Below are 20,291 nucleotides of genomic sequence, written 5' to 3' on the forward strand. Positions count from 1 at the left end.
CGGCTTTGGCGACGATGGCGTCGATCTGTTCCTGAGTAAATTCTTGCGCCATTACAGAGGTAAGCGGAAAAAACGCGGCGATAACCGCCATGGTTAATGGAAGTTTTTTTATCATTGTCATGAGTTTCTCAATATAGGTTAATTTTATTCAGACAATAACCAGCCTATTCTGAGCTGACAGAATATGTCGCTATCATCAGAACAAGTTATTTTTTATTTTGTACGGTCACAGAGGCATTACACAATTATCGCTACTCGCCCTCCCTCACTGATATTAAACAGGTGGCACAATGGCAGAACCATCCGCGCGGCGGATTGTTCCTCTATAGACAGTCAAACAGATAGCCTTTCGGCACAGACAGCATAAATACAACACGAACAAATAAACGCTATTTCCCGGCAGCGGGCAGACGGCGGAATACATGCCCCCGCAGGGGCATGTCAGCCAAATTTAACCAAAGATATAGGTATTGACGAGATTTTCGAGTAATTCCTGACGCCCGCTCTGATGCTGCGGATTCAGATTATGCTGCTCAGCGTACCGGGCAATATTATCCAGCGACATACGGCCGGCCATAATTTGCTGCCCCAGCTCGCCCTGCCAGCCGGCATAGCGTTTTGCCAGACCCCGATCGAGCTTGCCATCCTCAATCATCCGCGCGGCCAGCTTGAGGGACAGCGCCATCACGTCCATGGCGCCAATATGGCCATAGAACATGTCGTATTTGTCGGTGCTCTGCCGGCGAACTTTGGCGTCAAAGTTCAGGCCGCCGGTGGTGAATCCCCCGGCTTTGAGGATCTCGTACATCACCAGGGTATTTTCTTCCACGCTGTTCGGGAACTGATCGGTATCCCAGCCGAGCTGCGCATCGCCGCGGTTGGCATCAACGGAGCCGAAAATGCCCAGCGCGATGGCGCTGGCGATTTCATGGTGGAAAGAGTGCCCCGCCAGGGTGGCGTGGTTGGCTTCAATGTTCACCTTGATCTCATTTTCCAGACCAAACTGCTTCAGGAAGCCATACACCGTCGCGACATCGTAATCGTACTGATGCTTGGTGGGCTCCTGCGGTTTCGGCTCGATAAGCAGCGTGCCGCCAAAGCCAATCTTATGCTTGTGCTCCACCACCATCTGCAGGAAGCGGCCAATCTGCTCGCGCTCCTGACGCAGGTCGGTATTCAGCAGGGACTCGTAACCTTCGCGGCCGCCCCACAGAACATAGTTTTCGCCGCCGAGCTGGTGGGTGGCGTTCATGGCGGTCACCACCTGCGTGGCCGCCCAGGCAAACACCTCCGGATCGGGGTTGGTCGCCGCCCCGGCGCCGTAGCGCGGGTGGGTAAAGCAGTTGGCGGTGCCCCACAGCAGTTTCACGCCGGTTTGCTGCTGTTTCTCCGCCAGCACCTCGGTCATCACGGCAAAATTATGCAAATACTCTTTCAGCGACGCGCCTTCTGGCGAGACGTCGACATCGTGGAAGCAGTAATACGGCACGTTGAGCTTGTAGAAAAACTCAAACGCCACGTCCGCTTTGCGTTTGGCCATTTCCAGCGCATCGCCCGCGGCCTGCCAGGGACGCTCAAACGAGCCGGCGCCAAACATATCCGCGCCATTCCAGCAGAAGTTATGCCAATAACAGGCGGCAAAACGCAGATGATCTGCCATGCGTTTTCCCAGCACGATTTCATCCGGATTATAGTGGCGAAACGCCAGAGGATTATCGGTTTTAGGTCCGGCAAAAAGAACGCGTTCGAGCTGGTCAAAATAAGTTTGCATGATGAACTCCGAAATTGAGGAAGCCGAAAATTAACAACTGTGACACATCGTGTATTCTCATCGTCGGTTGCTCAATTACGTTATTTCACTCGGCGATTGAGAAAATGCTCAAATGTGAGCCATCTCGCAAATAAAACTATTTTAAATATCTCGCTTCGCGCGCGTATAGAGTACACTTCCAGGGGAATTCAGGTGGACATAGCGAATTAAAATGCCGGTTTTGTCACATTGCCTGTCTGCCAAAAAATTAGCGGCGGATGGCGGCTCAACGCAGGTGATACAGGCCTTTGCTTTGAGGATCACAGAAGTAAAAAAACATAATTACTTAATTTAAAAACGTAATAGATTCTTCCATGTCAACTGTGTCAGAAAGTGTTTCACCTACACAAAACAAACCGGAGTCTGCTTAGAATGAGTAAAAACATAATGCACAGTCGGCATGATGAATATCATAAATTAACCCGTGGAGAACGAATTGGTTATGGCATGGGCGACTTTGCGCAAAACCTGGTTTTCGGCACAATTGGGGGTTTTCTGGCTTTGCATATGCTGACGGTAAATACCATCAGCACGGCAACGGCAGGCTTTATTTTTCTTTTTGTCCGCATAATTAACGTGTTTTGGGATCCGATGGTCGGCACCTACGTGGATAAACGAACCTCGAAGGCAGGGAAATATCGTCCGTGGCTGTTACGAGCCGGCGTGCCGCTGGTGATCCTCTCGGCATTACTGTTCGCGCCCATCCCCGGAGTGAAAGGTTCGGTGGCTTTCGCCTTTATTATTTATCTGGCGCTGGACCTGGTTTATTCCTTAGTCAATATTCCCTATGGCTCGCTGAATGCGTCACTGACCCGCGACCCGGAATCGATCGATAAGCTCACCAGTACCCGCATGATGCTGGCCAACAGCGCCAACCTGCTGGTCTATACCCTGTTCCCGATGTTTGTGCAGATGGCGGCGCCGAAAGATCGCAGCCTGAAAGACACCGGCTTTTTTGGCCTTGAGCTGAATCTGGGGAATTATGCCGATCCGTCGGCAAATTACGCCTGGTTTGGCGTGTACGCCATCTATATGATCATCGGCGCGGTGGCTCTGTTTATCTGTTATAAATTCACCAAAGAACGCGTTGTCGCGACCGCCGAGCAGACCGCCAACGTCAAAACCACCGACCTTTTCCACGAGCTCCGACATAACCGCCCGCTGGTTATTCTGGGTATGTTCTTTATGCTGGCCTTTACCTTCATGTTCTTCATGAACACCGTTAACGGCTTCTTCAACCAGTACGTCGTCGGCCACTCCGAATGGATGGGCGCGGTGGGTCTCGTCGCGTCTATTCCCGGCATCGCCTTCCCGATTTTCTGGCCGAAACTGAAAAAAATCTTTGGTAAAAAAGGCTTCTTCCATCTGTTCCTCGCCATGTTCATCGTCGGCGAACTGCTGACCTACGTCTGGTCCCGCGAAGGGATGCACGACGCCCTGTGGCTGGCCTACATCGCCACCTTTATTAAACAGTGGGGCTTAACTTCCGCCACCGGCTTTATGTGGGCGCTGGTACCGGAAGTCATCGCGTATGGCGAATTAAAATCTGGCAAACGCAATGCCGCCATTATCAATGCCATTATGGGACTCTTCTTCAAGATCGGCTTCACCATCGGCGGCGCGATCCCGCTGTGGCTGCTGGCGGTGTATGGCTTTAATGAAAGCGGCGCCGTGCAGAGCGCCAGCGCCATCGACGGGATTATTATGACCGCGGTGTGGATCCCGATCGCGCTGGCCGCTATTTCGATGGTGATTATCCAGGTTTATCCGATCTCCGATAAACATGTTACCGACATCAACCGTCAGCTGGATGAGATCCGCGTGTAGTTAAAAAAATTATAAATCAGACCGATTCGTCACTTTCCATTTTAAAAGGTGTAATGAAATGTCACTTATTCAAAACCCGATATTACGCGGCTTTAATGCCGACCCCAGTATTATTCGCGTCGAGGATACGTACTATATTGCCAACTCGACGTTTGAGTGGTTCCCGGGCGTGCGTTTACATGAGTCGAAAGACCTGAAAAACTGGAACCTGCTGCCTTCGCCGCTCTCCACCACCACCCTGCTGGACATGAAGGGCAACCCCTCCTCCGGCGGCATTTGGGCGCCGGCGCTCTCCTGGGCCGACGGGCAATTCTGGTTGGTGTATACCGATGTGAAGGTCACCGAAGGCGCCTTTAAAGACATGACCAACTACCTGACCACCGCGAAGGATATTCGGGGTCCGTGGAGCGACCCGATCAAGCTGAACGGCGTCGGGTTTGACGCCTCGCTGTTCCATGACGACGATGGCCGGAAATATATCGTCCAGCAAACCTGGGATCACCGGGAGTACCATCACCCCTTCGATGGCATTACCTTAACGGAGCTGGATACCAACACGCTGAAGTTAATGCCGGAAACCGCGCGCACCATCTACCGCGGAACCGCCGTGGCGCTGGTCGAGGGGCCGCACCTCTATAAACTGAACGGCTACTACTACCTGTTTGCCGCCCAGGGCGGCACCGTGTTTACCCACCAGGAGGTGGTGGCGCGGTCGAAAACCCTCGAGGCCGACAGCTTTGAAACCGAGCCGGGCGACGTGTTCTTAACCAACGTCGACACCCCGGACAGCTACATCCAGAAACAGGGCCATGGCGCGCTGGTCTCCACCCCGGAAGGCGAATGGTATTACGCCTCGCTCTGCGCCCGGCCGTGGAATCGCCCGGGGGAATCCATCTACGACCCGCGCGGCTGGTCAACCCTCGGCCGGGAAACCGCGATCCAGAAAGTGTACTGGGATGACGAGGGCTGGCCGCGTATTGAAGGCGGTCACGGCGGGAAAACCTTCGTCGAAGGGCCGAAAGACGCCATCTTCACCGAAAGCGCCAGCGATAATAGCCAGCAGGATGACTTTACCTCGCCAGCGCTCGATCCGAACTGGAATACCCTGCGGGTGCCGTTTACGGCCAAAATGGGCACCACCGGCAACGGCAAGTTAACCTTAATCGGCCAGGGTTCGTTAGCCAATACGCATGACTTGTCGCTGATTGCCCGCCGCTGGCAGGCCTTCTATTTTGATGCTGCAGTGAAGGTGAAATTCGAGCCCTTCAGCTACCAGCAGATGGCCGGGTTAACGAATTACTATAACGACCGCCACTGGAGCTTCGTCTTCCTGACATGGAATGAAATTAACGGCAAGGTCATCGAAGTCGGCGAAAATAACCGCGGGAAATACACGTCGTACCTGAAAGATAACGCCATCAAGGTGCCGGACGGCGTGGAATACGTCTGGTTCCGGACCAAAGTCCGCAAGCAGACCTACAACTATGAATACAGCTTCGATGGCGTGACGTTCACCGAGATCCCGGTCCAGCTGGATGCCGCGGTGCTGTCCGATGACTATGTGTTGCAGAGCTACGGCGGGTTCTTTACCGGGGCGTTCGTCGGCCTGGCGGCGGTAGACTACGCCGGGTACGGCACCCAGGCTGAGTTTTATCAGTTCGAGTATCAGGAGCTGGGCGATAGGTTAGCGGCCGATGGGAGCTATAGCTGGGAGGCTGGCGAGACGCGGGATAAGTAAGGGAGAGCGGACCCACGCTACCGGTAAGGTAGCGTGGGGTTTGTGCTGTGTGTGATGTAATTAAAGCGAGTGCTGTCGGATGTCAGTCTGTGGGGCGCAGCCGGGCCTTCAGCTCTTCGGGGGTAAACGGCGGATCTCGCCGGTGCAGCATCGCATGGCAGTTGGGACATACCGGGATCAGATCGGTTTCAGGGTTCAGACGGTAGTCCTGCTTTATCCCGGACAGCGGAATGAGATGGTGGATATGGATAAAGCCCTGGCCGATATCGCCATAGCGGCTGGCCATATCCAGACCGCATACTTGACACCGGCAGCCATGCAGGCGAAGCGCCGCCCGACGAGCCTGACGGTCGCGCTCATAGCGATTGATCACCACCTGCAACGCCGCCCCTTCCACGTACTCCATGGTCGTCTGCCCCTCATCGGGGAAAAGCGCAACCTCGTCATCGCCAGCGCCCTGCGACGCGATCGTAAATCCTTGCTCCAGTAACAGACGCACGCATTTGGATTTAATCCCTCCGCTGAAATCCGCCGGGGTAAATTCCGTCCCCGTCGCAAGCGTGGCCGCTAACCCGACGATGGCTTTTGAAGGATACCGACGCCCCTCAAACTCGATCTCATACAGACGCGCGCTTTTAAACTGATGCGCAACGCCTGCATCGTAAGCGCGAATGGCGGCGATGATGCATTCCCTGGATAAATGGTCCGGTAGTTTTTTCATAAGACATAGCTGGTAGGATGACGGCAAAGTGATAATGATCAACCTAAAAGTTTATTGCATGACGCCCTGCCTCGCTTAGTTCGCATTTCGATCAACTAATCGCAGTAAACACAATATCAGCTTGAGCCCTGAATGAGTTTTAGCTAACTTAGCTAACTTAGCTAATACGCATCCGGTTGCCTATGTTATGAACGAAAACGATATTTATCGCCGTATTCAGCAAGCGCTGTCCAACGCGCCGCGTAATCAGTACACCGTTGAGCTGCATCTGCAAATGATCAAATATGCCGACGAACTGGAACACATTACGGCAAAAGCCTTTTGCGAAGGCACCGGTCTGAGCCTGAGTCTCGGTACCGAATTCAGCAAAATGCGTAACTTAACCCGTCGGCTGAAAGCCGCCGGACTGAACACCGATCTGCTGTAACCCGCTTACGGCACATCACCGTGCAAAACGAGATATTTAATGGCTATCAAAAAAACCGAACTCTATTCCTCCCTGTGGGCAAGCTGCGACGAACTGCGCGGCGGGATGGACGCCAGCCAGTATAAAGACTATGTGCTGACCCTGTTGTTTATGAAGTACGTGTCCGACAAATATAAGGGCGATCCCGACGGCATTATCCTTATCCCGAAAGGGGCCAGCTTTGACGATATGGTCGCGCTGAAGAACGATAAAGAAATCGGCGATAAAATTAACAAAATCATCCGCAAGCTGGCGGAAGAGAACGATTTGAAAGGCGTTATTGACGAGGCCGACTTTAACGACGAAGACAAGCTTGGTAAAGGCAAGGAGATGATTGACCGCCTGACGAAGCTAGTCGGTATCTTCGAGGGGCTGGATCTGTCCAGCAACCGGGCCGATGGCGATGATCTGCTGGGCGATGCCTATGAGTACCTGATGCGCCACTTCGCCACTGAATCCGGTAAAAGCAAGGGACAATTTTATACTCCGGCAGAGGTGTCGCGCATTCTGGCGAAGGTGATCGGCATTACGCCCGATACGCCGCAGGATGCCACTGTGTATGACCCGACCTGCGGCTCCGGCTCGCTGCTGCTCAAAGTCAGCGACGAAACGCGACGCGGGCTGTCGATCTTCGGGCAGGAAATGGACAACGCCACCAGCGCACTGGCGCGTATGAACATGATCCTGCACAACAATGCCACCGCTAAAATCTGGCAGGGTAATACCCTGAGCGATCCGCAGTGGAAAGAAGCCAACGGCAAACTCAAAACCTTCGACTTCGCCGTGGCGAACCCACCATTTTCCAATAAAAACTGGACCAGTGGACTGGATCTGAAGAAAGATCCGTTTGAGCGCTTCGTCTGGGGCGTTCCACCGGAGAAGAACGGCGACTACGCCTTCTTGCTGCACATCATTAAGAGCCTGAAAAGCACCGGCAAAGGGGCGGTGATCCTGCCGCACGGCGTGCTGTTCCGCGGCAACGCCGAGGCGAACATCCGTGAAAACCTGATCAAGCAGGGCTATATCAAGGGCATTATCGGCTTACCGGCCAATCTGTTTTACGGCACCAGCATCCCGGCGTGCATTATCGTGATTGACAAGGAGCACGCCCACAGCCGTAAAGGCATTTTTATGATCGACGCCAGCCGGGGCTTTATTAAGGACGGCAACAAGAACCGCCTGCGCAGCCGGGATATTCACCGTATCGTGGACGTGTTTAACCACCAGCACACGGTGCCCGGCTACAGTAGGATGGTGCCGTTAAGCGACATCGCCGGGAATGATTACAACCTGAATATCCCCCGCTATATCGACGGTGGCGAGCCGGAAGATCTGCACGATCTGACCGCCCACTTACAGGGCGGTATTCCGGTGCGCGATGTTGATGCCTTGCAGGATTACTGGCGGGTATTCCCTGCCCTGCGCAACGTGCTGTTTGCCGACGATCGCCCCGGCTACTGTCGGGCGCAGGTCGAAGCCCAACAGGTTAAGCCGACCATTCTGGCGCATCAGGAATTTAAGGATTTTGCCACCCGCAGCCTGCTGCCGTTTAAGGCATGGGTGAAAGAGGCGGCGCTGGCAGATATTGGCAAAGGTGATAAACCGAAGGAACTGATCCGCGATATCAGCGAGATGCTGCTGGCGCAGTATGCCAACAGCGAACTGCTGAATAAATACAGCGTGTACCAGATCCTGATGGACTACTGGGCCGACGCCATGCAGGACGATGTATACGTGATTATGCAGGAAGGCTGGAAAGCCGCCGCGCAAATTCGCGAACTCCAGCCGGTGAAAGGCAAGGACGGCAAAAACGTCTGGAAAGAAGCACACGATTTTGAGTTTGACAAGCGGCGCTATAAGGCCGACGTGCTACCTCGTTCACTGGTGGAAATTCACTGTTTCCCGGAGCTGCTGGACGCGCTGAATGCCGCACAAGAACGCAGTGAAGAAGCCAGCCGTCAGTTAGCCGAGTATGTCGAGGAGCAGGCCGGGGAAGACGATCTGCTGGCCGAGGCAAAGAACGATAAGGACAAGGTGACGCAAAAGCTGGTCAATGCTCGCCTCACAAAATTGAAGAAAACCACTGCCGACCCGGATGAGCTGACGGCGCTGACTCGCTGTCTGACGCTGATTAAAGCAGAGGCTAATGCGAAAAAAGCGCTGAAAGCTGCACAGAAAGCGCTGGATCGAGCAGTATTTAAACATTACCCAATACTTGACGAATCGGCGATCAAGGCGCTTATAGTGCAAGATAAATGGCTTGCCACTTTACAAGCAGGGATTAAACGAGAGATTGAACGTATCACCCAGCAACTAGCAGAGCGTGTGAAGGAACTAGAAGAGCGTTATGCTGATCCACTACCAGCTCTTGAAGCGTCCGTTGAGGAGTTAAGCGAGAAAGTGGCAGGGCATTTACGGGTGATGGGGCTGGAGTGGTGATGGTGGATTTAATTATGGAAAGTCAGGTTCAAAATTCATCGGAAAAAATGGCACCGGTGGGGTATAAGCTGACCGAAGCAGGGGTTATCCCGGAGGATTGGGATGTATTTAGCCTTCCTGAAATTATCTGGTATCAAGAAGGCCCAGGACTTCGCAAATGGCAATTTAAATCTAATGGGTTGAAAGTAATTAATGTAACTAATCTTCAAGATAATGGTCATTTAAAATTAGATAGAACTGATCGGCATATTTCATGGGATGAGTACGAAAAAAACTATAAACACTTTATGTGCGAAGAAGGAGATCTTGTCATTGCATCATCGGGTAATTCATATTGTAAAACATCAATAGTCCGCGCTTGCGATTTACCTTTATTGATGAATACAAGTGTTATTCGATTTAAACCACTAAGTGGTTTTTCAAAGACATTTATGGATGTATATCTGAAATCTCCTTACTTCAAGGAACAAATCGATCTATTAATCACAGGTGGAGCACAACCTAATTTTGGCCCTGCACACCTCAATAAAATAAAAATAATATCGCCAAAATCAAAAAAAGAACAAAAAACAATAGGTGAAACTTTATCTGATATCGATACTCTCATTATTGAGCTGGAAAAACTTATAGCTAAAAAACAGACCATCAAAACAGCCACTATGCAGCAGTTGCTGACAGGGAAAACCCGTTTGCCACATTTTTCGTTTCTTGAAGATGGTTCTGTCAAGGGATATAAAAAGAGTGAAGTAGGAGATATTCCTGAGGACTGGAATACATCAACCATACTAGATATAGTAACTAATATAATCGATTATCGCGGAAGGACTCCCAAAAAACTTGGAATGGATTGGGGTAATGGAAATATCGTTGCACTTTCTGCTGGGAATGTAAAAAAAGGATACATAGACTTCTCATCTGAAGGTTATTTTGGTTCAGAAGATCTATATAATCGCTGGATGACATCCGGTACGCCTAAAAAAGATGATATTGTATTTACAATGGAAGCTCCGTTAGGAAATGCAGCTCTAATCCCTGACGACAAAAAATACATCCTAAGCCAAAGAACTATATTGCTACAAATAAACGAAGAAAAGTTCACCTCTATCTTTATATTGCAAGTATTCTTATCTGATTTTTTTCAATCATATATCTATGACTGTGCTACTGGCTCAACAGCCCAAGGTATTAAGCGTAGTGTATTTGAAAAATTATATATTGCCGCACCTAAAAATAGAGAAGAACAAACCGCCATCGCCGCCATCCTCTCCGATATGGACAAGGAAATTCAGGCCCTGCAACAGCGTCTGGACAAAACCCGCCAGCTTAAACAGGGGATGATGCAGGAACTGTTAACCGGGAAAACCCGCTTAATATAGAAGGGAACGCACATGGCTTATGATTACAGCGCCAATCTCAACCCGGAAAAAGCCCTGATCTGGCGCATCGTCCATCGGGACAATATCCCGTGGATACTGGACAACGGCCTGCACTGCGGCAACAGCCCGGTTCAGGCGGAAAACTGGATCAATATCGGCAACCCGGAGCTTATCGTCAAACGCGCCGGGCATCAGGTGCCTGCCGGGACGGGCGGGACGCTGCATGACTATGTGCCGTTTTACTTTACCCCCTTTTCGCCGATGCTGATGAATATCCACAGCGGGCGCGGCGGCATTACGCAGCGCCCCAACGAGGAAATCGTCATTCTGGTCAGCAGCCTGCGAAACGTGGCGGCGCAAAATGTCCCTTTCGTGTTTACCGACAGCCACGCCTACTATAACTGGGTCAACTACTACACCCGTCTGGAAGACCTGAACCAGATCGACTGGCCTATCTTACAGACACGGGATTTCCGTCGCGATCCGGACGATCCGGCCAAGTTTGAACGCTATCAGGCCGAGGCGTTAATCTGGCAGCACTGCCCCATCACGCTGCTGGGTGGGATGATTTGTTACAACGATGGTGTCAGGTTACAATTAGAGCAGTGGCTATCGCAACGCAATCTGTCAATGCCCGTTCACACACGGGCCGGGTGGTACTTCTCATGATGACATATACACAAGGCAATTTACTGGACGCGCCCGTGGAAGCACTGGTGAATACGGTTAATACCGTCGGCGTCATGGGTAAAGGCATCGCGCTGATGTTCAAAGAGCGCTTCCCCGATAATATGAAAGCCTATGCTCTCGCCTGCCAACAAAAGCAGGTCATGACCGGCAAGATGTTTATTACCGAAACCAGCGAGCTGATGGGGCCGCGCTGGATCGTCAACTTCCCAACCAAGCAGCACTGGCGCGCCGATTCCCGCATGGAGTGGATTGAAGACGGCTTGCAGGACCTGCGCCGCTTTTTGATCGAAGAGAACGTGCGGTCCATCGCCATTCCCCCTCTGGGCGCGGGCAACGGCGGCCTGAACTGGCCGGACGTGCGGGCGCGGATTGAATCTGCGCTGGGCGACCTTCAGGATACGGAAATCCTGATTTATGAGCCTACCGAAAAATACCAGAACGTCGCCAAGAGTACCGGCGTAAAAAGGCTCACGCCCGCCAGAGCGATGATCGCTGAACTGGTGCGCCGCTACTGGGTGCTGGGCATGGAGTGCAGCCTGCTGGAAATCCAGAAGCTGGCATGGCTGTTACAACGCGCCATTGAACAGCATCAACAAGAAGACGTGCTAAAACTGCAGTTTGAGGCGCATTATTATGGTCCCTACGCCCCCAACCTGAACCATCTGCTTAACGCGCTGGATGGCACCTATCTGAAAGCCGAGAAACGCATCCCGGACAGCCAGCCGCTGGACGTGATCTGGTTTAACGATCGGGAAAAAAAACACGTCAACCTCTGGCTGAATAACGAAGCCAAAGAGTGGCTACCGGTGCTTGAGCAGGTCAGCCAGTTGATTGACGGCTTTGAATCGCCGTTTGGTCTGGAGCTACTGGCAACCGTTGACTGGCTGCTGACCCGGGGACAATGCCAGCCCACGCTGGATTCCGTGAAAGAGGGGCTGCACCAGTGGCCTGCCGGGGAACGCTGGGCCAACCGCAAGATGAAGCTCTTTGACGATAAAAATCTGCAATTCGCCATTAACCGCGTAATGGAGTTCCATTGCTGAACATTTAGGGAGAGCGCCCTTTGAGCACTATCGGCCAGCGCGAACGCGCCACACAGCAGCGTTTGATTCAGTTTTTTGTTAAGGATTTAGGATACCGCTATCTGGGGCGAAGTGCCGGGTATACCGGGGACAGCAATATCGACACGGACATACTGAGCGCGTGGCTGAAGCGGCGCGGCGTCAGCGATACCCTGATCACCCGTGTGCTTCGACAACTGGATTCCGCCGCCGCGCTGGGCGAAGGCAAGAAGTTGTATTACGCCAATAAAGAGGTCTATCGACTGCTGCGTTACGGCGTAAAGGAAAAGGAAGGCGCGGGCGAGCAGAATCAGACCGTGTGGCTGATTGACTGGGCAAATCCTGAAGCCAATGATTTCGCCATCGCCGATGAGGTGACAATAAAAGGTGAATACAGCAAGCGCCCGGATCTGGTGCTGTACGTTAACGGCATCGCGCTGGGCGTGATTGAACTTAAACGCTCGTCTGTCCACGTCAGCGAAGGCATCCGGCAGAATCTCGATAATCAGAAGAAAACCTTTATCCGCAATTTCTTTACCACCATGCAACTGGTGATGGCGGGTAACGATACGCAGGGGCTGCGCTACGGCACCATCGAAACGCCGGAAAAATATTATCTGGAGTGGAAAGAAGAGAATACCGGCGCATACACGCATAAACTCGACTTCCATTTAAGCCGCCTATGCAACAAATCAAGGTTGCTGGATATCGTCCATAACTATATGGCTTTTGACGTTGGGGTGAAAAAACTCTGTCGTCACAATCAGTTCTTTGGCGTCGAAGCGGCTAAACAGCATATTGCCCGTCGTGAAGGCGGGATTATCTGGCACACGCAGGGATCGGGTAAAAGCCTGACGATGGTCTGGTTAGCGAAGTGGATCCGCGAAAACGTGCCGAATTCGCGCGTACTGATTGTGACCGACCGCACTGAACTGGATGAACAGATAGAAAGTGTGTTTATGGGAGTGGATGAAGAGATTTATCGTACCTCCAGCGGCAACGATCTTATCGCGACGCTCAATCATCCTAACCCGTGGCTCATCTGCTCGCTGGTGCATAAATTCGGTCGGCGTAGTGAAGCAGAAGACACTGCGGCAATTGACGACTTCATCACTGAGTTACAGCAATCCCTGACAAAAACGTTCCGCGCCAAAGGCGATCTGTTCGTCTTCGTCGATGAGTGCCACCGTACGCAGTCCGGCAAATTGCATAACGCGATGACCGCTATTCTGCCGGAAGCCCTGTTTATCGGTTTTACCGGCACGCCGCTGATGAAGAAAGATAAAAAGAAATCGGTGGAAGTGTTCGGCCCTTATATCCATACCTATAAGTTTGATGAAGCAGTAGCAGACGGCGTGGTGCTGGATCTGCGCTATGAGGCCCGCGATATTGACCAGTATCTGACGTCCGAGAAAAAGGTTGATGACTGGTTTGAAGCCAAGACGCGAGGCCTGTCGAATTTAGCCAAAACCCAGCTCAAACAGAAATGGGGTTCAATGCAAAAGCTGCTGTCCAGCAAATCGCGGCTGGAGCAGATAGTTAACGATATTCTGCTGGATATGGATACCCGCCCACGCCTGATGGATGGACGTGGTAACGCCATGTTGGTATGCAGCAGCGTGTATCAGGCCTGTAAGGTTTACGAGATGTTCAGCCAGACCGATCTGGCGGGAAAAGTGGCGATTGTGACCAGCTTCCGTCCCGACGCGGCCAGTATCAAAGGTGAAGAAACCGGCGCGGGCCTGACCGAGAAACTGTTTAAATTCTCAACCTACCGCAAAATGCTGGCAGACTATTTTGAGCAAAGCGAAGAGAAGGTTGCTGGACGTATCGCCGAGTTCGAACGGGATGTTAAGCAGCGCTTTATTAATGAGCCGGGGCAAATGCGTCTGCTTATCGTGGTGGATAAGCTGCTGACCGGCTTTGACGCGCCGTCTGCTACCTATCTCTATATCGATAAAACCATGACAGACCATACGCTGTTTCAGGCGATTTGTCGGGTAAACCGGCTGGATGGGGAAGATAAAGAGTACGGCTATATTATCGATTATAAGGATCTGTTCCGTTCTCTGGATAAAGCGATAACCGATTACACCACGGGCGCGTTTGACGATTACGATCGCGATGATGTTGATGGCCTGCTGAAAAATCGTCTGGAGCAGGCAAAGCTGGATCTTGACAGCGCGCTGGAGGTGGTCCGCAGCCTGTGCGAACCCGTCAGGGCACCGCGCGATTTGCCGGACTATCAGCACTATTTCTGCGGCCAGTCAGGGGAAAACCAGACGATATTAGGCGAAAAAGAGGCGCTACGCCTATCGTTCTATCAGAATGTCGCCCGCCTGCTGCGCGCTTACGCCAACCTGGCAAATGAAATGCAGGAAGCTGGTTATACCGATGAAGAAGTGGAAAGCATCCGAGCTGAAGTCGCTAAATTCGAGAAACTGCGCTACGACATTAAGCTGACCAGCGGCGATCTGCTGGACATGAAGCGCTTTGAACCCGCCATGCGCCACCTGTTGGACATGTACGTTCGCGCCGACGGTAGCGAAGTGCTGATGGATTTCGAAGAGTTAAGCCTGATTGAGCTGATTGTTGAAAAAGGCGCAGCAGCAACCGCGGCTCTACCGGACGAGATCCGCAATAATCAGGAGGCGATGGCGGAAACCATCGAAAACAACGTGCGTAAAACCATCGTGGATGAAAACCCGGTTAACCCGAAATACTACGGCCGCATGTCGCTGTTGCTGGATGAGCTAATTACCCTTCGCCGCCAGAATGCGCTTGATTATCAGCAGTACCTGGAGCGCATCCGGGATTTGAGCAAGCAGGTCATCCGCCCGGAACAAACCAACGGAGCATCCTATCCTGAAACAATGGATACACAGGCAAAGCGTGCGTTTTATGATAACTTCGGCCATGACGAGGTGCTGGCAACCCGTATTGATACGACGATCCGCTATACCAAAAAAGCGGAGTGGATTGGCGATCGTTTTAAGGAACGGGAACTTGCCCGCGCGCTGCGCGAAGAAACCGCTAGTTATAATGTCAATATTGATGACGTGCTTGAACTTGCCCGAAAGCAGAAGGAATACCACTGATGCCGGTCATGCAGATAGGCACGCTGCGCTTGCAGGTTAATCGTAAAGCGATTAAGAACCTGCATATCAACGTCCTGCCGCCCGATGGCAAAGTCCGCGTTTCTGCCCCGGAACACATGACGGAAACGGCGATACGGATGGCTGTCGCTTCCCGCTTTCGCTGGATCAGAAAGCAGCAGCAGGATTTTGCCAGACAGCCCCGCCAATCCGAGCGGGAGATGGTCAGCGGGGAGTGCCACTACCTTTGGGGCCGTAAATATCGCCTTTTTGTGATTGAGCGTCAGGGACGTCATGAGGTAAAAGTTGCAGGAAACAATAAACTCCAGCTTTATATTCAGCCGGGAACCAGCAATGAAAATAAGGAGCTGGTATTAACCGACTTTTATCGGCATGAACTGAAGCGGCAGGTTGCCAAATTGCTGCCCGAATGGCAGGCCAGAACCGGTGTCCCCCCAACGTTCTGGGGCATCAAAAAGATGAAAACCTTTTGGGGTACCTGTAATACCACCACAAAGCGAATCTGGCTCAATTTGGAGCTGGTCAAGAAGCCACCGGAGTGTCTGGAGTATATTCTGGTGCATGAACTGGTTCACCTACTGGAGCGCCATCATAACGAGCGCTTTCGGCTGCATATGGACCGCTTGATCCCTAACTGGCGCGAGCGCCGGGATTTGCTCAATAAGATGCCGCTGGCGTTTGAGGCGTGGGAGTACTAAAAGTACTCCCCAGTAATTATCTATTCCACAATGTCTTATGAATTTTTCCTGTCTGATGGTATTCCCCCACCAGCTCAATAAAATCTTTAAAATCCCGATTCTCTTCCACCAGACGGTTTACTGACTGCCAGTCGACACTGGTACGTTCCCGCGCCGGGATCAACGTCTGGCTGTTACTGAAGTCATGTGGATCGAGGAGGATCACACCAATACCATGCAGCGCACAGAGCATCTGCAATTCACGCTCCACACTACGTTGCTTATCTTCGTTAATTTCAGTCGCCACCAAATAGCCGAAATGTGCCCAACTGGAGTTGCTGACCGCCTGGAAGAAACATTCACGCACGTTGCTACGGTTTAGCTGCTTTTTCACCTCAAAAGACCACAGCCGTGTTAAACGTCCTTCACTATGACGAACGCAGTTTTGCACCACATCGTCCCATTCTTTATCCAGAGGCTCCAGTGCGACGATATCGGGATAAAGCCAATGATTGCCACCCAACCCTTTGTTATTGCTGGAGCGCTTTTCGTCAATACGACGGCACAACAGCCCTTCTTCCTGTGAAAGGTAATCAATCAGGATCGGATATAACGAGTGCTCGGTAAGGCTGACCGTTTCAACTGTTGGCTCGGGTGCCACATTGGAATCTGTCTTTTCAACCACAGGTTCCCCCCAGTAAAACAGGCGCGGCCTTGGCTTATCACGAGTCATCACCAGCGGACACATCGCCTTCGCTTTAACAGTTCGGCTACCGCCCACCTCTGCGGTTATCTGACTTAAAAAATCTTCGTCGCTAGCAAAACGCGGATTTTTGCGCTTTTCAGCCAGTTCTGCGCTGTAGTGATCGATAATTTTCTGCGCCAGTTGGCGGGCAGTGAACTGCTGGCCAGGATTAGCCTGTAACACGTTGATTATCATCTGGGGACGACTGGTCATATGCCTTCCTGCGTTTGTACGCACGGCTTTGCGTATCAGCTTTTAAGCGATGCGTGATTTACAACTCCTGTGGATGAGCTCAGTTTACCTTTCAGTGTTACAGACATAAAGCATCGATTTCTCTGTCACCAACGTGACGAACCGCAATTGAATTTCACCGCTTTTGCGAGCATGATCGCAATAACATCAGCCTGTTAGCCGATTTATTTTTATGATCTCTCCAGAAACGCTGCAAGCTGCCATCTCTAAGGTCTCTGTCTGGCGTCAGGGTGACGTATGCGCGCCGCATAAACCGCTACTGCTGTTGTACGTACTGTCGCAGTACAAAGTGGCCACTCGCTCCTGTTTAACTATGGCCTCGAGATCTGTAAGCGCCATTTGGGGGTCACTCCTCTATCGAACCGGGTTTGCCCCCAAATCGCGTGGATGTCAATGGATAAAAAACGACCAACACGTAAAAGCCATAAAATTATTATGGTTTTTACAGAAAGATTAATTATCTTTGAATTACACGTGGATACGGATGAATTTTGACGGAAATGGGCACAAAAAAAGACGTCCGTTGACGTCTATTGATGTTCCGATGGTGCCGAAGGCCGGACTCGAACCGGCACGTATTTCTACGGTTGATTTTGAATCAACTGCGTCTACCGATTTCGCCACTTCGGCACTGAAGGGGATGCGGAAACGTTCTGGATTATACCTGTCGGCGGCGGCCATGCAAGCGACAGCGTGTCGCCATTGCGCTAAGTGTTGAAAAAAACAGCGCTATCCTGCGCGGCGTCACCTTTTACCGCCGTTCCATAGCGCGACGGCCACCAGCCCCCCTCCTCTCACAACCCCGCGACCCAACCCCACCTGCCAGCCATCCCCCTTCTACCCCAGCCCCCCAAACCCCACTCAAACTTATCTCAAATTTTTCTCACCTCACTCTCACTCGCATCCCCATCACAATCCCTCTCTCCCCAAACAAATCCCCAAAATCCACTCCCCAACTATTCTCCTAACCCCACCCGCCATCATTCCCATATATTCCAGAAAGTTTTAACCAATGCCTTTTTGTTATTCATCCGTTCCGCAGCAAAATATTAATTTCATCAATATTTTTATAACTTTACATTAATGAAAAGTTTTCTTTTTGCCGTTTATTCCAGGATTTTCCTCAGGCGTGAAGGGTTCCGGTAAACACTATTTTAACTAGTCGCTGTACGAGTCTTGATGGACATATTCACTCGATGAATTAACTCAGGAGAATACTTGTGACGACGTTAAAACCTTTGCTGGCCCGCAACCGCAGCTGGGCACTGCAGAAGTGTCAGCATGACCCGGACTATTTCGAAAAATGGGTCGACGGGCAGCGGCCCCACTCGCTGTGGATCGGCTGCTCCGACAGCCGCGTTCCCGCCGAGGTGCTCACCGGCAGCCAGCCCGGCGAGCTCTTTGTCCACCGTAATATCGCCAACATGCTCGATCCCGCCGACGACAACGTCATGAGCGTCCTGCAGTATGCCCTGCACTACCTTGAGGTGGAGCGGGTGGTGCTCTGCGGCCACTACGGCTGCGGCGGCGTGCAGGCGGCGCTCTCTCTGCCCACCCTGCCGCTGGCGCAGGAATCCTCGGCGCTGGCTCGCCGCATCGGCCAGCTGCGCCACACCCTGCATCACGAAATTGCGCAGATCGCCGATGGAGGTGGTGTTGCGGCCTCCTCCGGCGCCAGCGCCAGCACCGACGCGGAGCGCTCTCGTCATGCGCTGGACGCCCTGGTGGAAGCCAACGTTCGCGCCCAGTTCGCCCGTCTGCTGGAGAGTGAACCGGTGCAGACGGTGCTCGCCAGCGGGCGGCCGCTCAGCCTGCACGGCTGCGTCTACGATCTGGCTTCCGGCCATTTAACCACCCTCGTCGAACACCTCTCACCGCAGGAGCACGCCCCATGAACACACTTCGTCAGGACTCTCTCGCCGGCATCGTCGTCTTCCTTGTCGCCCTGCCGCTGTGCCTCGGCATCGCCCAGGCCAGCGGCTTACCGCCCTTCGTTGGCCTGCTGACCGGCATCATCGGCGGCCTGGTCGTCACCGCCCTCAGCCCCTCCCGCTTCGCCGTCAGCGGCCCCGCCGCCGGACTGGTCACCATCGTCGTCGCCGCCATCGAATCCCTGGGTTCCTTCTCCGTCTTCCTGATGGCGCTGGTGCTGGCCGGCGTGCTGCAGCTGCTGTTCGGCATTCTGCGGGCCGGGCGTTTTATCTCGCTGGTTCCCGCCAGCGTCATCAAAGGCATGCTGGCGGCGATCGGCATCCTGCTGATTATGCAGCAGATTCCCGTCGCGCTCGGTACGGCGGAAGAGACCGGGCTTGCCGATGTGGTTCAGGGCAATGCCGCTTTCTCCGTCACTGCAATTGCCGTCGCCGCGGGCGGCCTGCTGGTGCTCTGGCTGTGGGGCTCGCCGCTTATCCGCCGGGTGAAGAGCCTGCGCTGGATCCCCGGGCCGCTGATCGCCGTCCTGCTCGGCTGCGTGACCACCCTGCTGCTGACCCATTTTGCGCCGCAGCAGCTGGTCGCTCTGCCGCGTATTACCCTGCCGGCGTTCGGCAGCCTCGGCGACCTGCTGGGCGAGCTGGAGTCTCCGGCGTGGAGCGCGTGGCGCAATCCGTCGGTGTGGGTGGTGGCGGTAACCCTGGCGCTGGTCGCCAGCCTCGAAACCCTGCTCAGCCAGGAGGCGCTGAAAAAGCTGCGCCCGCAAAATCCGCCCCCTTCGCCGAACCGCGAAATGGTCGCCCAGGGCGTCGGCAACCTGCTCTCCGGCGTGCTGGGGGCGATGCCGATCACCGCGGTGATCGTCCGCAGCTCGGTGAACGTCAGCAACGGCGCGCAGAGCAAACTGTCGATCTTTATCCACGGCGTGCTGCTGTTGATCTGCGGCCTGTGGTTCAGCGGCCTGCTGACCCTGATCCCGCTCGCCAGCCTCGCCGCCGTGCTGCTGTATACCGGCTATAAGCTGGCGACGCCGCGGCTGTTCATCGAGCAGTTCCGCCAGGGGGCGGCGCAGTACGTCCCGTTCCTCGCCACCATCGGCGGGATTATCGCCTTCGGCATGCTGGCGGGGATCGGGATTGGTCTTGCCACCCAGATGGCGTTCAGCCTCTGGCGCAGCCATCGCCACTCGCTGCAGCTGGCGCGCTACGATGACCATTACGTGCTGCGCATCCAGCAGAATCTGACCTTTATGCACAATCCGCATCTGCTGGCCCTGCTGGCGAAAATTCCGGAAAAGAGCGTGGTGATCGTCGAGCACGACAGCGTCGGCTATCTCGACCCGGACGTGCAGGCGGTGCTGGATGATTTTGCCGAGAACGCCCCGCAGCGCGGCATCCGCCTTAATCAGTGGCCGCTGGCCAGCCGCTGACCTTAACGGGCG

General features: G+C 53.2%; 15 protein-coding genes, 1 tRNA gene and 1 pseudogene. 12 read left to right on the top strand and 5 right to left on the bottom strand.

Features of this window, described 5'->3' with window-relative positions; translation table 11 throughout:
* Both ABLV52_RS01065 and xylA read right to left on the bottom strand, forming a co-directional pair.
* A partial coding sequence (locus ABLV52_RS01065) for a hypothetical protein (protein ID WP_020803058.1) occupies window positions 1-121 on the bottom strand: 121 nt, incomplete at its 3' end.
* A gap of 330 nt (window positions 122-451) precedes the next feature.
* On the bottom strand, window positions 452-1,771 hold the full coding sequence (gene xylA / locus ABLV52_RS01070; protein WP_032454715.1) for a xylose isomerase: 1,320 nt from the start codon (window positions 1,769-1,771) through the stop codon (window positions 452-454).
* A 426-nt stretch (window positions 1,772-2,197) separates the two neighbouring features.
* Here xylA and ABLV52_RS01075 point away from each other — a divergent pair, with 426 nt between their 5' ends.
* Window positions 2,198-3,637, top strand: a complete 1,440-nt coding sequence (locus tag ABLV52_RS01075) for an MFS transporter (protein ID WP_072199169.1) — start codon at window positions 2,198-2,200, stop codon at window positions 3,635-3,637.
* 58 nt (window positions 3,638-3,695) lie between these two features.
* Entirely contained in the window at window positions 3,696-5,375 is a 1,680-nt protein-coding gene (locus tag ABLV52_RS01080; protein ID WP_348889894.1) for a glycoside hydrolase family 43 protein, read from the top strand.
* Between the two features lie 82 nt (window positions 5,376-5,457).
* On the opposite strand, the gene ABLV52_RS01085 is transcribed toward ABLV52_RS01080, so the two are convergent.
* Window positions 5,458-6,096 carry an HNH endonuclease gene (locus ABLV52_RS01085; protein WP_348889895.1) on the bottom strand — a complete coding sequence of 213 codons (639 nt, stop codon included), beginning with the start codon at window positions 6,094-6,096 and terminating at the stop codon, window positions 5,458-5,460.
* A gap of 187 nt (window positions 6,097-6,283) precedes the next feature.
* Between ABLV52_RS01085 and ABLV52_RS01090 the strand changes: the two genes are divergently transcribed.
* Genes ABLV52_RS01090 through ABLV52_RS01120 form a run of 7 tightly spaced genes read left to right on the top strand, consistent with a single transcriptional unit; the run spans window position 6,284 to window position 15,942 of the window.
* Complete coding sequence (locus ABLV52_RS01090) at window positions 6,284-6,523, top strand: transcription factor (RefSeq protein WP_348889896.1); 240 nt, start codon at window positions 6,284-6,286, stop codon at window positions 6,521-6,523.
* Between the two features lie 39 nt (window positions 6,524-6,562).
* Window positions 6,563-9,001, top strand: a complete 2,439-nt coding sequence (locus ABLV52_RS01095; protein ID WP_348889897.1) for a type I restriction-modification system subunit M — start codon at window positions 6,563-6,565, stop codon at window positions 8,999-9,001.
* Entirely contained in the window at window positions 9,001-10,377 is a 1,377-nt protein-coding gene (locus ABLV52_RS01100) for a restriction endonuclease subunit S (protein WP_348889898.1), read from the top strand. The genes ABLV52_RS01095 and ABLV52_RS01100 overlap by 1 nt, the downstream gene beginning before the upstream one ends.
* 12 nt (window positions 10,378-10,389) lie before the next feature.
* The gene (locus tag ABLV52_RS01105; protein ID WP_348889899.1) at window positions 10,390-11,046 is read left to right on the top strand and encodes a DUF4433 domain-containing protein; all 657 of its coding nucleotides are present in this window, start codon (window positions 10,390-10,392) and stop codon (window positions 11,044-11,046) included.
* Window positions 11,043-12,110: a macro domain-containing protein gene (locus tag ABLV52_RS01110; RefSeq protein WP_348889900.1), complete on the top strand. Its 1,068-nt coding sequence runs from the start codon at window positions 11,043-11,045 to the stop codon at window positions 12,108-12,110. Before ABLV52_RS01105 ends, ABLV52_RS01110 begins: the two co-directional genes overlap by 4 nt.
* Before the next feature lie 20 nt (window positions 12,111-12,130).
* Window positions 12,131-15,226 carry an HsdR family type I site-specific deoxyribonuclease gene (locus ABLV52_RS01115; RefSeq protein WP_348889901.1) on the top strand — a complete coding sequence of 1,032 codons (3,096 nt, stop codon included), beginning with the start codon at window positions 12,131-12,133 and terminating at the stop codon, window positions 15,224-15,226.
* On the top strand, window positions 15,226-15,942 hold the full coding sequence (locus ABLV52_RS01120; RefSeq protein ID WP_221027109.1) for a SprT family zinc-dependent metalloprotease: 717 nt from the start codon (window positions 15,226-15,228) through the stop codon (window positions 15,940-15,942). The genes ABLV52_RS01115 and ABLV52_RS01120 overlap by 1 nt, the downstream gene beginning before the upstream one ends.
* A gap of 16 nt (window positions 15,943-15,958) precedes the next feature.
* Here ABLV52_RS01120 and ABLV52_RS01125 read toward each other — a convergent pair whose 3' ends face one another.
* Entirely contained in the window at window positions 15,959-16,879 is a 921-nt protein-coding gene (locus ABLV52_RS01125) for an HrgA protein (protein ID WP_348889902.1), read from the bottom strand.
* A gap of 211 nt (window positions 16,880-17,090) precedes the next feature.
* Here ABLV52_RS01125 and ABLV52_RS01130 point away from each other — a divergent pair.
* A pseudogene (locus ABLV52_RS01130) lies at window positions 17,091-17,245 on the top strand (restriction endonuclease); the annotation flags it as partial.
* 218 nt (window positions 17,246-17,463) lie between these two features.
* Here ABLV52_RS01130 and ABLV52_RS01135 read toward each other — a convergent pair.
* A tRNA-Leu gene (locus tag ABLV52_RS01135) sits at window positions 17,464-17,548 on the bottom strand.
* Between the two features lie 590 nt (window positions 17,549-18,138).
* Between ABLV52_RS01135 and ABLV52_RS01140 the strand changes: the two genes are divergently transcribed.
* The gene (locus ABLV52_RS01140) at window positions 18,139-18,813 is read left to right on the top strand and encodes a carbonic anhydrase (RefSeq protein ID WP_348889903.1); all 675 of its coding nucleotides are present in this window, start codon (window positions 18,139-18,141) and stop codon (window positions 18,811-18,813) included.
* Window positions 18,810-20,279 carry a SulP family inorganic anion transporter gene (locus tag ABLV52_RS01145; RefSeq protein ID WP_087848682.1) on the top strand — a complete coding sequence of 490 codons (1,470 nt, stop codon included), beginning with the start codon at window positions 18,810-18,812 and terminating at the stop codon, window positions 20,277-20,279. The genes ABLV52_RS01140 and ABLV52_RS01145 overlap by 4 nt, the downstream gene beginning before the upstream one ends.
* Window positions 20,280-20,291: the final 12 nt, after the last annotated feature.

The sequence above is a fragment of the Klebsiella sp. GB_Kp056 genome (assembly GCF_040064755.1).
Classification (GTDB): Bacteria; Pseudomonadota; Gammaproteobacteria; order Enterobacterales; family Enterobacteriaceae; genus Klebsiella; species Klebsiella quasipneumoniae.